This is a genomic window from Microbacterium sp. UBA837, assembly GCF_002296025.1.
Taxonomy (GTDB): domain Bacteria; phylum Actinomycetota; class Actinomycetes; order Actinomycetales; family Microbacteriaceae; genus Microbacterium.
This window is the reverse complement of the sequence record NZ_DBHD01000117.1, coordinates 1-15,835: the sequence shown is the minus strand read 5'-3', so window position 1 is coordinate 15,835 and position 15,835 is coordinate 1. Positions and strand designations below refer to the sequence as shown.

The following is a 15,835-nucleotide window of genomic DNA, read 5'->3' as shown; positions in this document are numbered from 1 at the left end:
TGCCCGCGACCACGAGCAACATCGTGCGAATCGGGTTGCGTCCGAGGCCGAACCTGGCGATCAGGACGCCGCCGACGATGAACCCCGTCGCGGCGACCCCGAACACGGTGCCCCAGGCTTCGACACTGAACAGGGTCAGCCCGTACGGGTCCATCAGGGCGATGTAGACCCCACCGATGAGGTTGTTGCACGTCGAGAAGATGATGAGTGCGAAGAGCCCGGGCGCCAGTCTCACAGCGGTGATCGCGCCGCGCAGGTCGACACCGCGTCCGACGGATGCCGCCGGCTGCTCCTCGGGAATCCGGAGCAGGAGCAGGTGAACACCCGCGATCGCGGTTGCGACGATGGCGATGAGCAGCGTCCACTCCATGCCGAGCGGGCCGACCGACAGGCCGCTGAACACGCTGGTGATGATGAAGGCGATCCCCTGCACTGTGCCGACCAGACCGTTGGCATTCGCGTGCCGCTCTTCGGGGACGAGGAGTGTCACGAGGTACACCCAGAAGGTCAGCGCGAACCAGAGGTAGCTCGTCGTGATGTTCGCAGCCGCAGTGTTCACGAGAACGTGGAGGAACACGCGCTCGTTCGGGGTACGGATCAACCGCGTGCGCGGCGCAACTGTGGGATCCGCCGGAGCGGGAGTCGTCATGCGGGGAAGCGCACTGCGCGGCTCGGACGTCGGGAACAGCCGGATGCCGCAACTGCGGCGGTGGCGCTCAGCCCGTCACGCGCACCGCACGCGCGAGCGAGGCAGCCACGGCATCGACGTCACCGCTCACGAGACCGACAGTGACGCGGATGAGGGGGCGAGCGGTGCGGTCTGAGAGGAAAAAGGGCGACCCCGCCGCCACACCGATGCCGGCCGCAGCGAGATGAAGGAGCGCCGCGCGCTCGTCCGCGACGTCCCAGGAGACGTTGAGGCCGTCACCGGCAACGGCTGAGACTCCGTGGCGGCGCAGTGCGCCGGCCAGCTCCCGCTGACGAGTCCGGTAGCTCTCGCGGGCGCGAACCACAGCCTCGATCGATACGGGGTCTGACAAGAGATCGAAGAGTACGGCCTGGATGGTACGTGAGGTCCATCCCGGCCCCAGCAGCCTGCGCGCCACGACGCGGTCGACGATGCGCGATGGGCCTCCGAGCGCGGCGATGCGCAGATCGGGACCGTGGGATTTCGAGAAGCTGCGTACGTGCACGACCTGCTCTGGCAGCCACCGGGCGAGCGTCACCTCGGGCGCTGCGGCTACGAGCCCGGAATGGTCGTCCTCGATGATGACGACCCGCGCTCCGTTTCGCGAGGCGCGTACCAATCGCGCAAGCTCAGCCGCGCGCTCGGGGCTCGTCGACACACCCGTGGGGTTGTGTGCGCGCGGCTGCAGAAGCACCGCGGTCGGCCTCGTCGCGAGCGCACGCGCGAAGCTACTCGGCGCGATCCCCTCGGCGTCGAGTTCTACGGGGATCGGCTGCGCCCCCAGGTGCTCGATGAGGTCGAAGAAGTACGGGAAGCCGGGGTTTTCGACCACCACGCGGTCTCCGAAGCGCACGACCTGTTCGAGCGCACGACCGACGCCGTCCAGGGCACCGTCGACGACAGTGATCGCCTCCGCATCGCTCGGCCACACCCGGCGGAGCAACGTCTCCAGTTCGGGTAGCACGGGCGACTCGTGGTATCGACCGGTGTGAGCGCGCGGCGACACCCGCGAGAAGGCACGCGCGAGGTCGGGGAGCAGGTCGGCATCCGGAGTCCCTCCCGAGAGGTCGAGCCGCGGCGATCCCGGATGCTGGGCAAGGCCCTGCACGCGCGGCGACATCCACTCCTGCCGTTCCTCGCGCACGAACGATCCTGCCCGCCCACGCGAGACGATCAGCCCGGCCTGCGAGAGCGCCTTCCACGCAGCGCTCACTGTCGCAGGGCTCACACCGAGCCGTCCCGCGACCTCGCGCACGGTCGGCAGTCGCTCACCGGCGGCCAGATCTCCGGCCGTGATCAGGCGGGCAAGCTCTGCCGCGATAGCGCGCGGCGTGGGATCGGTGAAGTGCGCACGATCGATCACCGTGGTCATCGCCCACCCAATCTCGATCACACCAACATTTACGGTCGCGACACGGGACGAAACCGAAGGGAAATGTTCACGCCGAACAATAACAGACACGCCACGGCGCTTCGTGGCCCCTTCGACCGGACGGAGAGTGCACGAGATGACGACGGTGAGAGCGGCCATCACGCAGACGACGTGGACCGGCGACAAGGCATCCATGCTCGACAGGCACGAGCAATTCGCGAGGGATGCCGCCGCCGACGGCGCGCAGGTGGTGTGCTTCCAGGAGCTCTTCTACGGGCCCTACTTCGGCATCACACAGGACAAGAAGTACTACCGCTATGCCGAGCCGGTCGACGGCCCGATCGTGGAGCGCTTCGCCGCGGTAGCGAAGGAGCTCGGCACTGTGATGGTGCTGCCGATCTACGAGGAAGCGCAGACCGGGGTCTACTACAACACGGCGGTTCTCGTGGATGCCGACGGCACCGTGCTGGGGGCGTATCGCAAGAACCACATCCCCCACGTCGAGAAGTTCTGGGAGAAGTTCTACTTCCGTCCGGGCAACCTCGGCTACCCCGTCTTCGACTCGGCGGTCGGAAAGGTCGGCATGTACATCTGCTACGACCGCCATTTCCCGGAGGGATGGCGCGAGCTCGGCCTGAACGGCGCGCACATGGTCTTCAACCCCAATGCGACCAAGCCGGGCCTGTCCAACCGCCTGTGGGAGGTCGAGGGGCCGTGCGCGGCTGTTGCCAACGGCTACTTCGTCCTCCAGCCCAATCGCGTCGGCCGCGAGGACAACGAGTACGGCGACGAGGCTGTCAGCTTCTACGGCACGAGCCAGGTGATCGACCCGCGCGGCAATTTCGTCGGGGCGCTGGGCTCGAGCGAGCACGAGGAGGTCCTCATTCGCGACCTGAACCTCGACATGGTGCAGGAGATGCGCGACGACTGGCAGTTCTACCGCGACCGTCGCCCCGACAGCTACGAAGGGATCTCCGCACCGTGAGCACGACACTGATCACCGGCGGCACCGTCGTCTCCGCCACCGGGCGGGCTCCGGCCGATGTCCTCGTCGACGGCGAGAAGATCGTCGCCGTCCTCGCGCCCGGCTCGGAACTGCTCGGCACGAACCTGGCGGCATCCGTCGACACTGTCGTCGATGCGAGCGCCAAGTACGTCATCCCCGGCGGCATCGACGCCCACACGCACATGCAGCTGCCTTTCGGGGGCACGTTCGCGAGCGACACGTTCGAAACCGGCACGCGCGCGGCAGCGTGGGGCGGTACGACGACCATCGTCGACTTCGCCGTGCAGACGTACGGCACGAAAGTGCCCGACGGCCTTGCGAAGTGGCACGAGTTGGCAGCGGGAAACTGCGCGATCGACTACGGGTTCCACCAGATCGTCGGCGGCATCGACGACGAATCGCTCGCGTTCTTGCCGACCCTCGTTGACGAAGGCATCACGAGCTACAAGCTGTTCATGGCCTACCCCGGCGTCTTCTACTCGGACGATGCCCAGATCCTGAAAGCGATGCAGGTCGCCGCCGACACGGGGCTGCTCACGATGATGCACGCCGAGAACGGCCCCGTCATCGACGTGCTCGCCCAGCAACTCGTCGATGCCGGCAAGACCTCACCCTTCTTCCACGGCAAGGCCCGCGTTTGGCAGGCCGAAGAAGAGGCCACCCACCGCGCGATCATGCTCTCGAACATCACCGGGGCGCCGTTGTACGTCGTGCACGTCTCGGCGAAACAGGCTGTCGCGCAGCTCGCGGCCGCTCGCGACAACGGATTCAACGTATTCGGCGAGACCTGCCCGCAGTATCTCTACCTGTCGCTGGAAGAGCAGTTGGGCGCCTCGAGCGAGCAGTGGGGCCAGTTCGAGGGCGCCAAGTGGGTGTGCTCGACGCCGCTGCGCTCGCGCGCCGAGGGCCACCAGGACCACATGTGGCAGGCCCTGCGCACCAACGATCTGCAGATGGTCTCCACCGACCACTGCCCGTTCTGCATGAAGGATCAGAAGACCCTGGGCCTGGAGGACTTCCGTAAGATCCCCAACGGCATCGGCTCAGTCGAGCACCGGATGGATCTCATGTACCAGGGCGTCGTCACCGGCGAGATCACCCTGGAGCGGTGGGTCGAACTCACGAGCACCACCCCGGCGCGCATGTTCGGCATGTACGGCAAGAAGGGTGTCATCCAGCCCGGGGCGGATGCCGACATCGTCGTCTACGATCCGAACGGTCACACCTCCATCGGCCTCCCGGTCGACGACCTGGGTCATAGCACCGGCAAGTCCCACCACATGAACATGGACCACTCCGCCTGGGAGGGGTTCGAGATCGACGGGCACGTCGACACCGTGATCTCCAAGGGCAAGGTGATCGTCGACGCAGGCCAGTACCTCGGACGCAAGGGCGACGGCAGCTTCGTCAAGCGCGGCCTGAGCCAGTACCTGGTGTGAGGCGATGACGATGGACTTCGGTGTCGTCCTGCAGACGAATCCTCCCGCGTCGCGCGTGATCCAGCTGTCGAAGCTGGCCGAAGCGCACGGTTTCAGCCACGTCTGGACCTTCGACTCCCACCTGCTGTGGGAGGAACCGTACGTGATCTACTCAGCGATCCTCGCCGAGACCCGCAAGGTCGTCGTCGGCCCGTTCGTGACGAACCCCGCGACACGGGACTGGACGGTCACGGCATCCGTGTTCGCGACCTTGAACGAGATGTACGGAAACCGCACGATCTGCGGCATCGGGCGCGGCGACTCGGCGGTGCGGGTCACCAACGGCAAGCCGTCGACGCTGGCCGAACTGCGGGAGTCCATCCACGTGATCCGGGAGCTCGCGAACTCTCGAGCCGTCGAGTACAAGGGATCGACGCTGCAGTTCCCGTGGAGCCAGGGGTCCGAGCTGGACGTCTGGGTCGCAGCGTACGGGCCGCTCGCGCTGAAGCTCACGGGCGAAGTGGCCGACGGATTCATCCTGCAGCTGGCGGACCTCGACATCGCGGCCTGGATGATCAAAACGGTCAAGGATGCCGCAGCGGCAGCCGGCCGCGACCCCGAGTCGATCGACTTCTGCGTCGCGGCCCCCATGTACATCGGCGAGGACTGGGAGCACATGCGCGACCAGTGCCGGTGGTTCGGGGGGATGGTCGGCAATCACGTCGCCGACATCGTCGCGAAGTACGGCACCGACGGCAGCGTGCCGCGTGCTCTCACCGACTACATCGAGGGGCGCACCGGCTACGACTACAACTCGCACGGCAAGAGCGACAACGACCACGTGGACTTCGTTCCCGACGAGATCGTCGACCGATTCTGCGTCCTCGGCACCGCCGAAGAGCACATCGCCAAGCTCGGGGCGCTACGGGAGCTCGGCGTCACGCAGTTCGCGGGGTACCTGCAGCACGACAACAAGGAGGAGACCCTCCGCGTCTACGGCGAGACCGTGATCCCGGCCCTGCGCGAGAAGGTCACGGCCAAGTCGTGAGGCGTGACGGCGAGTGAAGCGGCTGCAGACATGAGCCGGAGGGCGACGGGACTGGGCTGGGGCATCCTCGGCGTGCTCGCGATCGTGCTGCTCTGGGAGGCCTACAAGTTCCTGGGGCCCGCGGAGGGTGTCGTGATCGGCGCCGTCGAGGGTCAGACGGGCTCGGGGGTCATGATCCTGCCCCGCACCCACGACCGTGCGATGCCGCACGTGTGGGACATGCTCGCGCGACTGTTCGAGCCGACCAGCGGGGGGGAAACCCCGCCGCTGATCGCGACAGTCGCGATCGCGGCCGTCACGACGCTGGGAATCGCCGCCGTCGGGTGGGTGCTCGGCGTCATCGTCGGCGGCGCACTGGCACTCGTGATGCAGCGCTGGCAGCTGCTGGAGTGGGGGCTGCTGCCCTGGATCGTCGTAAGCCAAACGGTCCCGCTCATCGCCTTCGCCCCGGTCATCAACGCGATCGGCAACCAGATCGACCGCGGCGGGACGAGCTGGCCGCAATGGCTGTCGGTCGCCGTCATCGCGTCGTATCTCGCGTTCTTCCCCGTCGCTGTCGGCGCTCTGCGCGGACTCGAAGCCCCCGACCGGATCCACGTCGACCTCATGCGCACCTACGCCGTCGGGTACTGGTCGACGCTGCGCCACCTGCGGCTGCCCGCCGCCGTACCCCACCTGCTGCCCGCGCTGCGCCTGGCGGCAGCGAACGCCGTGCTCGGTGTCGTCGTCGCAGAGGTCTCGATCGGGATGCGCGGCGGAATCGGGCGGATGCTGATCCAACTCGCCGGCCAGGGATCCAGCGATCCGGCCGCCCCGTGGGGACCCATCTTCGGCTCGATCGTGCTGGGTCTGATCGCCGCCGGGTCCGTCGCGCTGATCGGGGTCGGACTCCACCGCTACCGACGAGGAGAGGCCACCGCATGACCCCTCAGACACCGACCGCGCCGACCGCGATCGCCGCCGTGCACGCACGCGACGTGGGCAAGTTCTTCCCGACGAAGGCGGGCGATGTCACGGCGCTGACGGGCGTCGATCTCGAAGTCGCGGCCGGCGAGTTCGTCTCGCTGATCGGGCCCTCGGGATGCGGAAAGTCGACGCTGCTGCGCCTGATCGCCGATCTCGATTCGGCCACGAGCGGGGATCTGCAGATCTTCGGCAAACCCGCGGCGCGCGCCCGGGTCGACCAGGACTACGGCATCGCGTTCCAGCAGGCGGGACTGCTGCCGTGGCGCACTGTGGCCGCGAACATCGCCCTGCCGCTCGAGCTTCACGGCACCGCCAAGCCGGAACGCGCCGCGCGGGTCGCGGAGCTCGCCGAACTCGTGGGGTTGTCGGATTTCACCGAACGCTATCCCGACCAGTTGTCGGGCGGGATGCAACAGCGTGTCGCAATCGCGCGCGCCCTCGCGACCCGTCCGCGCCTGCTGCTGATGGACGAGCCGTTCGGGGCGCTCGATGAGATGACCCGCGAGTACCTGCAGTCCGAGCTGACCCGCATCGCCGCCGAGACCGGCGCCGCGGTGGTGTTCGTGACGCACTCGATCCCCGAGGCGGTGTTCCTGTCTGACCGTGTCGTCGTGATGAGCCCGCGACCGGGCCGCATCACCGAAGTCGTCACGGTGGGACTCGGCGACGCGCGTGACGACGACCTGCGCGAGTCCCCCGCCTATTTCGAGCGGGTCACGGCTGTACGCGAAGCGTTGCACGGCTCGAAGATCGAGAGGGCGAACGAACGATGAGCCTGCGCGAACCCACCGCTCCCGCGCTGCCGTCGTGGGTGCGCACCGCCGCTCCCGTCGGGGTCGGCATCCTCGGGCTCGTGGCCTGGGTGCTGTACGTGGACGTCGCAGCCGCCGCGCCCCGGATGCTGCCGAGTCCGATCGCGATCGCGCAGGAGTTCGTGCTGCGGTGGAACATCATCGCCGAGGGGATGGCCGTCACCGCGACCAACGCCTTCGTGGGGCTCATCGCGGGATCGCTCATCGCCATCGCGCTGGCCGCGCTCGCCGCGGCGATCCGGCCGATCGACGGGATGCTGGCCCCCCTCGTCGCGGCGCTCGCGGTGATTCCGATCGTCGCGATCACGCCGGTGTTGAACACGATGTTCGGGGCGTCCAGCCAGTTCGGGAGGCAGGCGGTTGCAGGTCTTGCCGCGTTCATCCCGGTGTTCGTCAACGTGTTGCGGGGCCTGCGGCAGAGCCGGCCCGTGCACCGCGACCTGTTCCGCGCGTCGGCTGCCACGTCGGCGCAGACTTTCCGACTGCTGACCCTGCCGACGGCCCTGCCCTACCTCATGACGGGTCTGCGGATCGCAAGTTCGCTGGCGGTCATCGCGGCCCTCGTCGCGGAGTACTTCGGCGGGCCCGCTGACGGCATCGGCACCGCGATCGCGACGTACGCCAAGTCGGGGCGGGCCGCGCTCGCCTGGGCCTTCGTCCTCGGCGGAATCATCATCGGCCTCTTCTTCTTCCTGGTCACCTCGCTGCTCGAGCGGCTGGCGACCCGAAGGATGCCGGTCTAACCGGCATCGAGCACCACCCGTACCACCGAGAGAGCACCCCACAGATGAAGGGAACACCGTGAGACACAGCACCAGACGCGGCCTCGTGGCCGCATCCACCCTCACCGTCGCCGCACTCGCACTGGCGGCGTGCGCGGGATCATCCGAACCCGCAACGACCGAAGACAGCGGCGAGTTCGAGCCGCTCACGTCCGTGAGTTTGCAGCTGCAATGGCTGCCGCAAGCACAGTTCGCGGGCTACTACGTCGCCCTCGACCAGGGCTACTTCGCCGAAGAGGGCTTCGACGATGTCGAGATCGTCCCCTCGGGCGGTGACATCGTGCCGCAGGACGCGCTGATCGCCGGCGACGTGGACTTCGCGATCGCCTGGGTCCCGAAGGTGCTCGGCAGCCTCGAGGCGACCGGCGCGGAACTCACCGACATCGCGCAGGTCTACCAGGAATCGGGGACGACCCAGGTGTCGTGGGCCGACTCGGGGATCGAGAGCGTCGCCGACTTCGAGGGCAAGCGGATCGGCTCGTGGGGCTTCGGCAACGAGTGGGAGATCTTCGCGGCGATGGCCGCCGAGGACCTCGACTCCACGACGGTGTCGATCACGACGCAGGACTTCAGCATGAACGCGCTGCTGGACGGAGACGTCGACGCCGCCCAAGCGATGACCTACAACGAACTCGCGCAGGTGCTCGAGACCGTCAACCCCGAGACCGGTGAGCTCTACACTCTCGAGGACCTCAACGTCATTTCGTACGAAGAGACCGAGGGCGCGATGTTGCAGGACGCGATCTGGGCCGACACCGAGCGCCTGGCCTCCGACCCGGCATACGCCGATGCGGCAGTGCGGTTCCTGAAGGCCATCGCCAAGGGCTGGATCTACGCCCGCGACAATCCCGTCGAGGCAGCCGCCATCACCTACGACTACGCGATCAACGCCGAAGCTGCCTTCCCGGTGGGACCCGTGCACCAGGAGTGGATGATGAACGAGGTCAACAAGCTCATCTGGAACGGTTCGGAGTTCGGCGTGATGGACCCGGCAGCCTGGGACAAGACTGTCGCCGGGGCCCTGTCGGCTGTCAACCAGGACGGACTGAACCTCATCACGGCCGAGCCGCCGGCGTCGGCGTACTCGAACGAGTACATCGAGCAGGCGCTCGCGGAACTCGTCGAGGAGGGCTACGACGTCTCGGCGACGTACACCCCGATCGAGGTCACCCTCACCGAGGGCGGCCAGTAACTCCCGCGCCGGGTCGGTCGGCATCGCCGGCCGACCCGGCATCACCCCCCACGAAGCAGGGCTCATGACCACCGACAGCGAAGCATTTGATCTCGATCGTGCGCACGTGTTCCACTCGTGGTCGGCGCAGGCGGCGCTGTCACCGCTCGTGTTCGCGGGCGGCTCCGGCACCGAGCTCTGGGACGAGTCGGGTAAGCGATACCTCGACTTCTCGAGCCAGCTCGTGAATGTGAACATCGGACACCAGCATCCGGCGGTCACGTCGGCGATCGCGGCACAGGCCGATGTGCTGACGACCATCGCGCCGACCGCTGCGAACCTGGCGCGCGGTCGTGCCGCGCAGCGCATCGTGGCGCACGCACCGGATGGCTTCGAGAAGGTCTTCTTCACCAACGGTGGGGCCGACGCGAACGAGAACGCGATCCGAATGGCACGCCTGGTCACGGGACGCGACAAAGTGCTCTCGACGTACCGCTCGTATCACGGCAATACCGGGGCGGCGATCGTGTCGACCGGCGACTGGCGACGGATGCCGAACGAGTTCGCTCGCGGCCACGTGCACTTCTTCGGCCCATACCTGTACCGCAGCGAGTTCTGGGCCGACAGCGTCGAGCAGGAGTGCGAACGCGCCCTCCACCATCTCCGGCGCGTGATCGAAGCCGAGGGTCCGTCGACGATCGCGGCGATCCTGCTCGAGTCGATCCCCGGAACCGCCGGGGTCCTCCTGCCCCCGCCCGGTTATCTCGCGGGGGTGCGGGAACTGGCCGACGAGTTCGACATCCTGCTGATCCTCGACGAGGTGATGGCCGGGTTCGGGCGAACGGGTCGCTGGTTCGCCTTCGAGGGCCACGAAGTCGTGCCCGATCTGATCACCTTCGCGAAGGGCGTCAACTCTGGCTACGTCCCGATCGGCGGCGTACTGATCAGCGCCCCCATCGCTCACGCGTTCGACGATCGCGTGTTTCCCGGTGGCCTCACCTACAGCGGCCACCCGTTGGCGGCCGCGTCGATCGTCGCCACGATCGACGCCATGGAATCGGAGGGCATCGTCGAGAACGCGCGGCGCATCGGCTCGGACGTGCTCGCCCCCGCGCTCACCGACCTCGCCGAACGCCATCCCGTGGTCGGGGAAGTGCGCGGCGAGGGTGTGTTCTGGGCCCTCGAGCTCGTCGCTGACCGCGACACCCGCGACCCGCTGCGCGCGGGCGAGATCGCGCGGGCGAAGTCCGAGATGCTCGCCCGCGGCCTGCTCCCATTCACCGTCGACAACCGCATCCATGTCGTGCCGCCGTGCACCGTCAGCGCTGACGAGGTCGCGCGCGCCGTCGAGATCTACGACGACGTGCTCGCCCTGTTGGATGCCGCTCTCTGACCCCCTCCGGCGCGGCCGAGACCGCCCGCCTCACGAAAGGCACTCCGATGTCCGATCTTCCCGTCCTCGATCACTGGGTCGGCGGCGCCGCCTGGCCCGGCACCTCGACCCGTACGGCGCCGGTGTACGACCCGGCGCGCGGCGAAGCGCAGCGCGAGGTGCGCCTGGCCGGAGCCGACGACGTCGCCGCCGCCGTCGCGTCCGCGACCGCCGCGGCACCCGCCTGGCGTGACGCGAGCCTCGCCAAGCGGCAGGGCGTCATGTTCGCCTTTCGCGAGATCCTGAACGCCCGCAAGGAGGAGCTGGCCCGCATCCTCACGTCGGAGCACGGCAAGGTGCTCGCCGACGCTCACGGCGAGATCGCCCGGGGCCTGGAGGTCGTCGAGTTCGCCTGCGCCGCACCGCACCTGCTCAAGGGTGAGTACTCCGAGAGCGTGTCGACGGGCGTCGATGTGTACACTCTGCGCCAACCCCTCGGGGTGGTCGGTGTGATCAGTCCCTTCAACTTCCCCGCCATGGTTCCCTTGTGGTTCGTGCCGATCGCCCTGGCCGCCGGCAACGCGGTCGTCCTCAAGCCCAGCGAGAAGGACCCCTCGGCGGCGAACTGGATCGCAGAGCGCTACGCCGAGGCGGGGCTGCCGGCGGGAGTGCTCTCGGTCGTGCACGGCGACAAGGAGGCCGTCGACGCGATCCTCGAGCACCCCGACATCGCGTCGGTGTCGTTCGTCGGCTCGACCCCCATCGCGAAGTACATCTACGAGACCGCGAGCGCGCACGGCAAGCGCGTGCAGGCTCTGGGCGGAGCGAAGAACCACATGCTGGTGCTGCCGGATGCCGACCTCGACCTCGCGGCCGACTCGGCGGTCAATGCCGGTTTCGGTTCGGCGGGCGAGCGGTGCATGGCGGTGTCCGTCGTGCTCGCGGTCGACTCGATCGCGGACACCCTCGTCGACAAGATCGCCGAACGCATGGCGACGCTGCGCACCGGTGACGGTCTGCGCGGGTGCGACATGGGCCCGCTCATCACGGCGGCGCACCGCGACAAGGTGGCCTCGTACATCGGGGTCGCCCGCGACGACGGTGCGACGGTCGTGGTCGACGGCGCGGGTGTCGAGGTCGACGGCGAACCCGGGGGCTTCTGGCTCGGTCCCACCCTGCTCGACGCCGTGCCGACCTCGTCTGCCGCGTATCGCGACGAGATCTTCGGGCCGGTCCTGTCGGTCGTGCGCGTCGGCGCGTACGACGAGGCGATCGAGATCATCAACGCGAGCCCGTACGGCAACGGCACCGCGATCTTCACGAACGACGGCGGCGCAGCGCGACGGTTCCAACGCGAGGTGAGCGTCGGAATGGTCGGCATCAACGTGCCCATCCCGGTGCCGGTCGCGTACCACTCGTTCGGCGGATGGAAGGCGTCGCTGTTCGGCGACGCGAAGGCGTACGGACCGCAGGCCTTCTCGTTCTTCACGCGAGAGAAGGCTGTCACGTCTCGCTGGCTCGACCCCTCGCACGGCGGCGTCAACCTGGGGTTCCCGCAGAACACGTGACCCGCAGCTGCCGCGCGTCAGGTGCGGGCAGCGGGCGCGACCGGCCTGTTCTCGTAGAACGTCTGGAGCACGACGGTCGTTCGCGTGCTCACATTGGCTGCCGCGCGAACCTCTCGCAACAGCGACTCGAGGTGCCGCGGAGTGGCGACCCGCACCAGCAGGAGGTAGCTCGCCGCTCCCGCAACCGAATGGCACGCCTCGATCTCCTCGAGGTGGGCGAGCAGCTCGGGGGCCGTGTCGGGCTGAGCCGGGTCGAGCGGGGTGATCTCGACGAACGCGGCGAGGGGCTTCCCGACCGCCTCGGGATCAACGACGACCCGGTAACCCGCGATGATCCCGCGGCTCTCCAGTCGGCGCACCCGCGCTTGCACCGCCGACACCGACAGACCGACTGCCCCTGACAGGTCGGCGAGAGTCGCACGCGCATCCACCGATAGCGCGCGCAGGATGCGGGCATCGGTGTCGTCATCGAGCCGAGGGAGCAGCGTTTCCGGAACCATGCGAACGAGCCTATCGACCGCAACGGCCGAAAGCCGGAAATATTCCTGCCCAAACGCATTAGGAACGGAGAAAATCTAGACTCGCGACGACCCTACGTTCGGAGGCCTCATGTCGACCCTGTCGTCCCCCGCACCCCTCACTCCCCTCGCGCCCGCCGAGATCGCCGCCTCGGTCGAGGTGTCCGCGGCCTGGCTTGCGTTGAAGTCAGCAGCCGAGGCGCTGCACCCGCTGCAGGCTGCCGACGGCTCGATTCCGGATGCCGCGCATCACGCCGCCGCCCGCGAGCACGTCGGGGCGATCATGCGCGCCGTCGAGGAGCTGGCACCCGCATTCCCGCACGATAGCGACTACCTCAACGCCCTCACCCGGGACTTCAACCGCTGGGTCGAGAGCGGATTCGGCATCCCGGACTTCCTCGACTCGCTCGTGGAGTTCCAACCGCAGCGGCAGCGCGTGGACGGCATCCGTCACCTCGTCGTCTTCCCGATGTACACGCAGAACGGATCGCGCCAGCGCCACGTCGAAGCCGTGCTGGTCGAGGCCATCTGGCCAGAATTCGTCGCCGAGCTCGAGAGCACCGACTACGGCAATGCCCTCTTCGTCTCGCTGCGCCTGATCGATTTCACGTCGGGCTATGACACGAACTCTGCTGTGCTCTTTCCCGAGACCGTGGCGATGCGCGAGATCCCGACCTTCACGTGGGGAGGGATCTTCCAGGACCGCGAGGCTGCCCGCTACCGCCGGGTCGTCCGCGCGGCGGCCGAGATCACGAAGCTCGACCTTCCCGCCGACGCGGCTCGAATGCTGGATGACGCCGCCCTCGCCGAGCGCACGTTCGTGATGTGGGATCTCATCCACGACCGCACCCACATGCGGGGCGATCTGCCGTTCGACCCGTTCATGATCAAGCAGCGGATGCCGTACTTCCTGTACGCCCTCGAGGAACTGCGCTGCGATCTGACCGCCTTCCGCGAGAGCGTGCGGATCCACGAGCGGCTGCAGGCTCGGCTCGAGGGCGGAGAGCCGCTGAGCGGGACCGAGGAGGAAACACTCGAACACGCGCGACTGGTCCAGTACGCCGTCGTGTTCGACCGCATCTTCCGCTTCGCGATCACGGGCTCCCGGGTGCGCAATTACGACGGGCTGGGCGGGCAGTTGCTGTTCGCCTGGCTGCATCAGCGCGGCGTGCTCAACTGGACCGATACCGCCCTGTCGATCGACTGGGACGCCGTCCCTGCCGCCGTCGTTGCGCTCGCCGACAGCATCGACGAGTTGTACTGGGCCTCGATCGACCGCCCCAAGCCCGTGCACTGGTTGGCCGCCTACGACCTCATCCGCCAGACGCTGCCGCCCCACCCCGCCTCGCGGTGGAACCGGGGACTCCCCGACGACGTGCTCGCTGGCCCCCTCTCGGGCTACACGGATGCCGTGCTCGACGACGAGTTCCCGCTGTCGATGTTCTACGAAGCACTGGAGAAGAAGATGCGCCCGGTGATCGCCTCGACGGCCGGCATCCGGGCTGGCGACGCATGACGGCCTCGCGAGTGCACGCCTGCGCGAACCGTAGGCTGAGACGGTGACCAGCACCCCCGTCCACGCCCGCGGCTTCGCCTCCGACAACTATTCAGGCATCCATCCCGAGGTGCTCGCAGCGATCGCCGCCGCGAACGTCGATCACGAGCCCGCGTATGGCGCCGATTCGGTGACCGAACGGCTCCACGGTGTGTTCGCTGGTCACTTCGGCAAGCCCGTCGAGGTGTTCCCGGTCTTCAACGGCACGGGCGCGAACGTCACGGCACTGCAGTCGATGCTGCCCCGGTGGGGGGCGGTGATCGCGGCATCCACGGCACACGTCAACAGCGACGAAGGGGGCGCGCCCGAGAAGGTCGGCGGCATCAAGCTCCTGACGATCCCGACTCCCGACGGCAAGCTGACGCCCGAGCTGATCGACACCGAGGCGTGGGGGTGGGGTGATGAACACCGCGCTCAGCCGCTGGTTGTCGCCATCACGCAGTCGAGCGAACTCGGCACGCTCTATACGCCGGCCGAGATCCGGGCGATCGCGGACCACGTCCACGAGCGCGGAATGCTCCTCTACATGGACGGCGCTCGGATCTCGAATGCCGCCGCGGCCCTGGGCCTCCCCCTGCATGCCTTCACGACGGATGCGGGTGTCGATGTGGTCAGCGTCGGCGGCACCAAGAACGGGGCGCTTGCCGCTGAAGCGATCGTGGTGCTCAACGAGTCGGCATCCGTGGGGCTGCACTACCTGCGCAAGATGAACATGCAGCTGGCCTCGAAGATGCGGTTCGTCTCAGCCCAGCTCGTCGCGCTGTACGAGGGCGACCTGTTCCTGCGTAACGCACGCCATGCCAACGCGATGGCAGCGCGGCTGCGGCGTGGCCTGGAGGAGGCGATTGCCGCGGGCACCATCACCGGGGTCGGCTTCACACAGCAGACGCAGGCCAACGGCATCTTCGCCACCCTGCCGCCGGGAGCTGCCGAGCGGGTCCGCGAGAGCTTCCGGTTCTACGACTGGGATGCCTCGGTCGGCGAGGTTCGGTGGGTGTGCAGCTTCGACACCACCGAGTCCGACATCGACGCGCTCATCGAGGCGATCGCCCGCGCGACAAACGCCTGAGGCACCTCGCGCGGGCTCCCTCAACCCAGATTGAGCTCGACGGTTGCGAAGGAGTGCGCCGGGAGCCGCACCGAGAGCATGCCGTCCTCGATCCGCGTCTCCAGCGACACCGGCGCCACCCGATCGGGTGCACTCGGGTCGTTGAAGTCCGACGCGCTCTCGGCGGTGAGTACCCGGGCACGGACAACGGTGGCAGCACGACCGCGCAGGTCGATGCGGACATCGAGGTCGTCGTGTGCCGAGAGGTGCGTCAACGACACCAGGGCGGTCTCGTCCTTGACGGATGCCGACAGCGACAACAACGGTAGGTCCTCATCCCCCACCGTCTCGCTCGGCACCTCGAGGACGTGAGCGCCCAGCTGCAACGCATCCTGGTGACCCTTGTTCATCTCGAACACGTGGTAGGTGGGTGTCAGCACGAGGCTCTCGCCGTCGGTGAGGATCATGGCCTGCAGCACGTTGACGGCCTGGGCGATGTTGGCCATCGTCA

At 67.9% G+C, this 15,835-nt stretch carries 15 protein-coding genes; 11 read left to right on the top strand and 4 right to left on the bottom strand.

Translation table 11 applies throughout. The features are described 5' to 3' along the window. The coding region (locus B3587_RS08970) for an MFS transporter (protein ID WP_292727975.1) at positions 1–649 on the bottom strand (649 nt) is incomplete at its 3' end. 67 nt (positions 650–716) lie between these two features. Next, positions 717–2,060 carry an aminotransferase class I/II-fold pyridoxal phosphate-dependent enzyme gene (locus B3587_RS08965; protein ID WP_292727973.1) on the bottom strand — a complete coding sequence of 448 codons (1,344 nt, stop codon included), beginning with the start codon at positions 2,058–2,060 and terminating at the stop codon, positions 717–719. A 136-nt stretch (positions 2,061–2,196) separates the two neighbouring features. On the opposite strand from B3587_RS08965, the gene B3587_RS08960 reads away from it, so the two are divergent. The 9 genes from B3587_RS08960 to B3587_RS08920 all read left to right on the top strand — a co-directional run bounded on the left by B3587_RS08960 (position 2,197) and on the right by B3587_RS08920 (position 12,203). Further along, on the top strand, positions 2,197–3,045 hold the full coding sequence (locus B3587_RS08960) for a nitrilase-related carbon-nitrogen hydrolase (RefSeq protein ID WP_292727971.1): 849 nt from the start codon (positions 2,197–2,199) through the stop codon (positions 3,043–3,045). Next, entirely contained in the window at positions 3,042–4,505 is a 1,464-nt protein-coding gene (hydA, locus tag B3587_RS08955) for a dihydropyrimidinase (protein WP_228177352.1), read from the top strand. The genes B3587_RS08960 and hydA overlap by 4 nt, the downstream gene beginning before the upstream one ends. Before the next feature lie 10 nt (positions 4,506–4,515). After that, the gene (locus tag B3587_RS08950; RefSeq protein ID WP_292727980.1) at positions 4,516–5,532 is read left to right on the top strand and encodes a TIGR03842 family LLM class F420-dependent oxidoreductase; all 1,017 of its coding nucleotides are present in this window, start codon (positions 4,516–4,518) and stop codon (positions 5,530–5,532) included. Between the two features lie 30 nt (positions 5,533–5,562). Then, positions 5,563–6,456 carry an ABC transporter permease gene (locus B3587_RS08945; protein ID WP_292727970.1) on the top strand — a complete coding sequence of 298 codons (894 nt, stop codon included), beginning with the start codon at positions 5,563–5,565 and terminating at the stop codon, positions 6,454–6,456. Continuing rightward, a complete protein-coding gene (locus tag B3587_RS08940) occupies positions 6,453–7,271 on the top strand; it encodes an ABC transporter ATP-binding protein (protein WP_292727968.1) in 819 nt (272 codons plus the stop codon). Before B3587_RS08945 ends, B3587_RS08940 begins: the two co-directional genes overlap by 4 nt. Next, on the top strand, positions 7,268–8,053 hold the full coding sequence (locus B3587_RS08935; RefSeq protein WP_228177355.1) for an ABC transporter permease: 786 nt from the start codon (positions 7,268–7,270) through the stop codon (positions 8,051–8,053). Before B3587_RS08940 ends, B3587_RS08935 begins: the two co-directional genes overlap by 4 nt. Positions 8,054–8,111: 58 nt before the next feature. After that, positions 8,112–9,284 carry an ABC transporter substrate-binding protein gene (locus B3587_RS08930; protein ID WP_228177356.1) on the top strand — a complete coding sequence of 391 codons (1,173 nt, stop codon included), beginning with the start codon at positions 8,112–8,114 and terminating at the stop codon, positions 9,282–9,284. Between the two features lie 64 nt (positions 9,285–9,348). Beyond that, positions 9,349–10,656 carry an aspartate aminotransferase family protein gene (locus tag B3587_RS08925; protein ID WP_228177357.1) on the top strand — a complete coding sequence of 436 codons (1,308 nt, stop codon included), beginning with the start codon at positions 9,349–9,351 and terminating at the stop codon, positions 10,654–10,656. Positions 10,657–10,703: 47 nt separating this feature from the next. After that, complete coding sequence (locus B3587_RS08920; RefSeq protein WP_292727964.1) at positions 10,704–12,203, top strand: CoA-acylating methylmalonate-semialdehyde dehydrogenase; 1,500 nt, start codon at positions 10,704–10,706, stop codon at positions 12,201–12,203. Positions 12,204–12,220: 17 nt separating this feature from the next. On the opposite strand, the gene B3587_RS08915 is transcribed toward B3587_RS08920, so the two are convergent. Continuing rightward, positions 12,221–12,703, bottom strand: coding sequence for an Lrp/AsnC family transcriptional regulator (locus B3587_RS08915; protein ID WP_292727962.1), 483 nt, complete (start codon positions 12,701–12,703; stop codon positions 12,221–12,223). Between the two features lie 109 nt (positions 12,704–12,812). Between B3587_RS08915 and B3587_RS08910 the strand changes: the two genes are divergently transcribed. Then, the gene (locus tag B3587_RS08910) at positions 12,813–14,237 is read left to right on the top strand and encodes a DUF6421 family protein (protein ID WP_292727960.1); all 1,425 of its coding nucleotides are present in this window, start codon (positions 12,813–12,815) and stop codon (positions 14,235–14,237) included. A 43-nt stretch (positions 14,238–14,280) separates the two neighbouring features. Beyond that, on the top strand, positions 14,281–15,345 hold the full coding sequence (locus tag B3587_RS08905) for a threonine aldolase family protein (protein WP_228177361.1): 1,065 nt from the start codon (positions 14,281–14,283) through the stop codon (positions 15,343–15,345). Between the two features lie 20 nt (positions 15,346–15,365). Here the strand turns inward: B3587_RS08905 and B3587_RS08900 are convergent. Beyond that, a partial coding sequence (locus tag B3587_RS08900) for an alpha-L-arabinofuranosidase C-terminal domain-containing protein (RefSeq protein ID WP_292727957.1) occupies positions 15,366–15,835 on the bottom strand: 470 nt, incomplete at its 5' end.

Bases quoted from the DNA above. Each gene is read 5' to 3' on its own strand.
- B3587_RS08965 (WP_292727973.1), bottom strand. From the start codon at position 2,060: ATGACCACGGTGATCGATCGTGCGCACTTCACCGATCCCACGCCGCGC.
- B3587_RS08960 (WP_292727971.1), top strand. From the start codon at position 2,197: ATGACGACGGTGAGAGCGGCCATCACGCAGACGACGTGGACCGGCGAC.
- B3587_RS08950 (WP_292727980.1), top strand. From the start codon at position 4,516: ATGGACTTCGGTGTCGTCCTGCAGACGAATCCTCCCGCGTCGCGCGTG.
- B3587_RS08945 (WP_292727970.1), top strand. From the start codon at position 5,563: ATGAGCCGGAGGGCGACGGGACTGGGCTGGGGCATCCTCGGCGTGCTC.
- B3587_RS08940 (WP_292727968.1), top strand. From the start codon at position 6,453: ATGACCCCTCAGACACCGACCGCGCCGACCGCGATCGCCGCCGTGCAC.
- B3587_RS08935 (WP_228177355.1), top strand. From the start codon at position 7,268: ATGAGCCTGCGCGAACCCACCGCTCCCGCGCTGCCGTCGTGGGTGCGC.
- B3587_RS08925 (WP_228177357.1), top strand. From the start codon at position 9,349: ATGACCACCGACAGCGAAGCATTTGATCTCGATCGTGCGCACGTGTTC.
- B3587_RS08920 (WP_292727964.1), top strand. From the start codon at position 10,704: ATGTCCGATCTTCCCGTCCTCGATCACTGGGTCGGCGGCGCCGCCTGG.
- B3587_RS08915 (WP_292727962.1), bottom strand. From the start codon at position 12,703: ATGGTTCCGGAAACGCTGCTCCCTCGGCTCGATGACGACACCGATGCC.
- B3587_RS08910 (WP_292727960.1), top strand. From the start codon at position 12,813: ATGTCGACCCTGTCGTCCCCCGCACCCCTCACTCCCCTCGCGCCCGCC.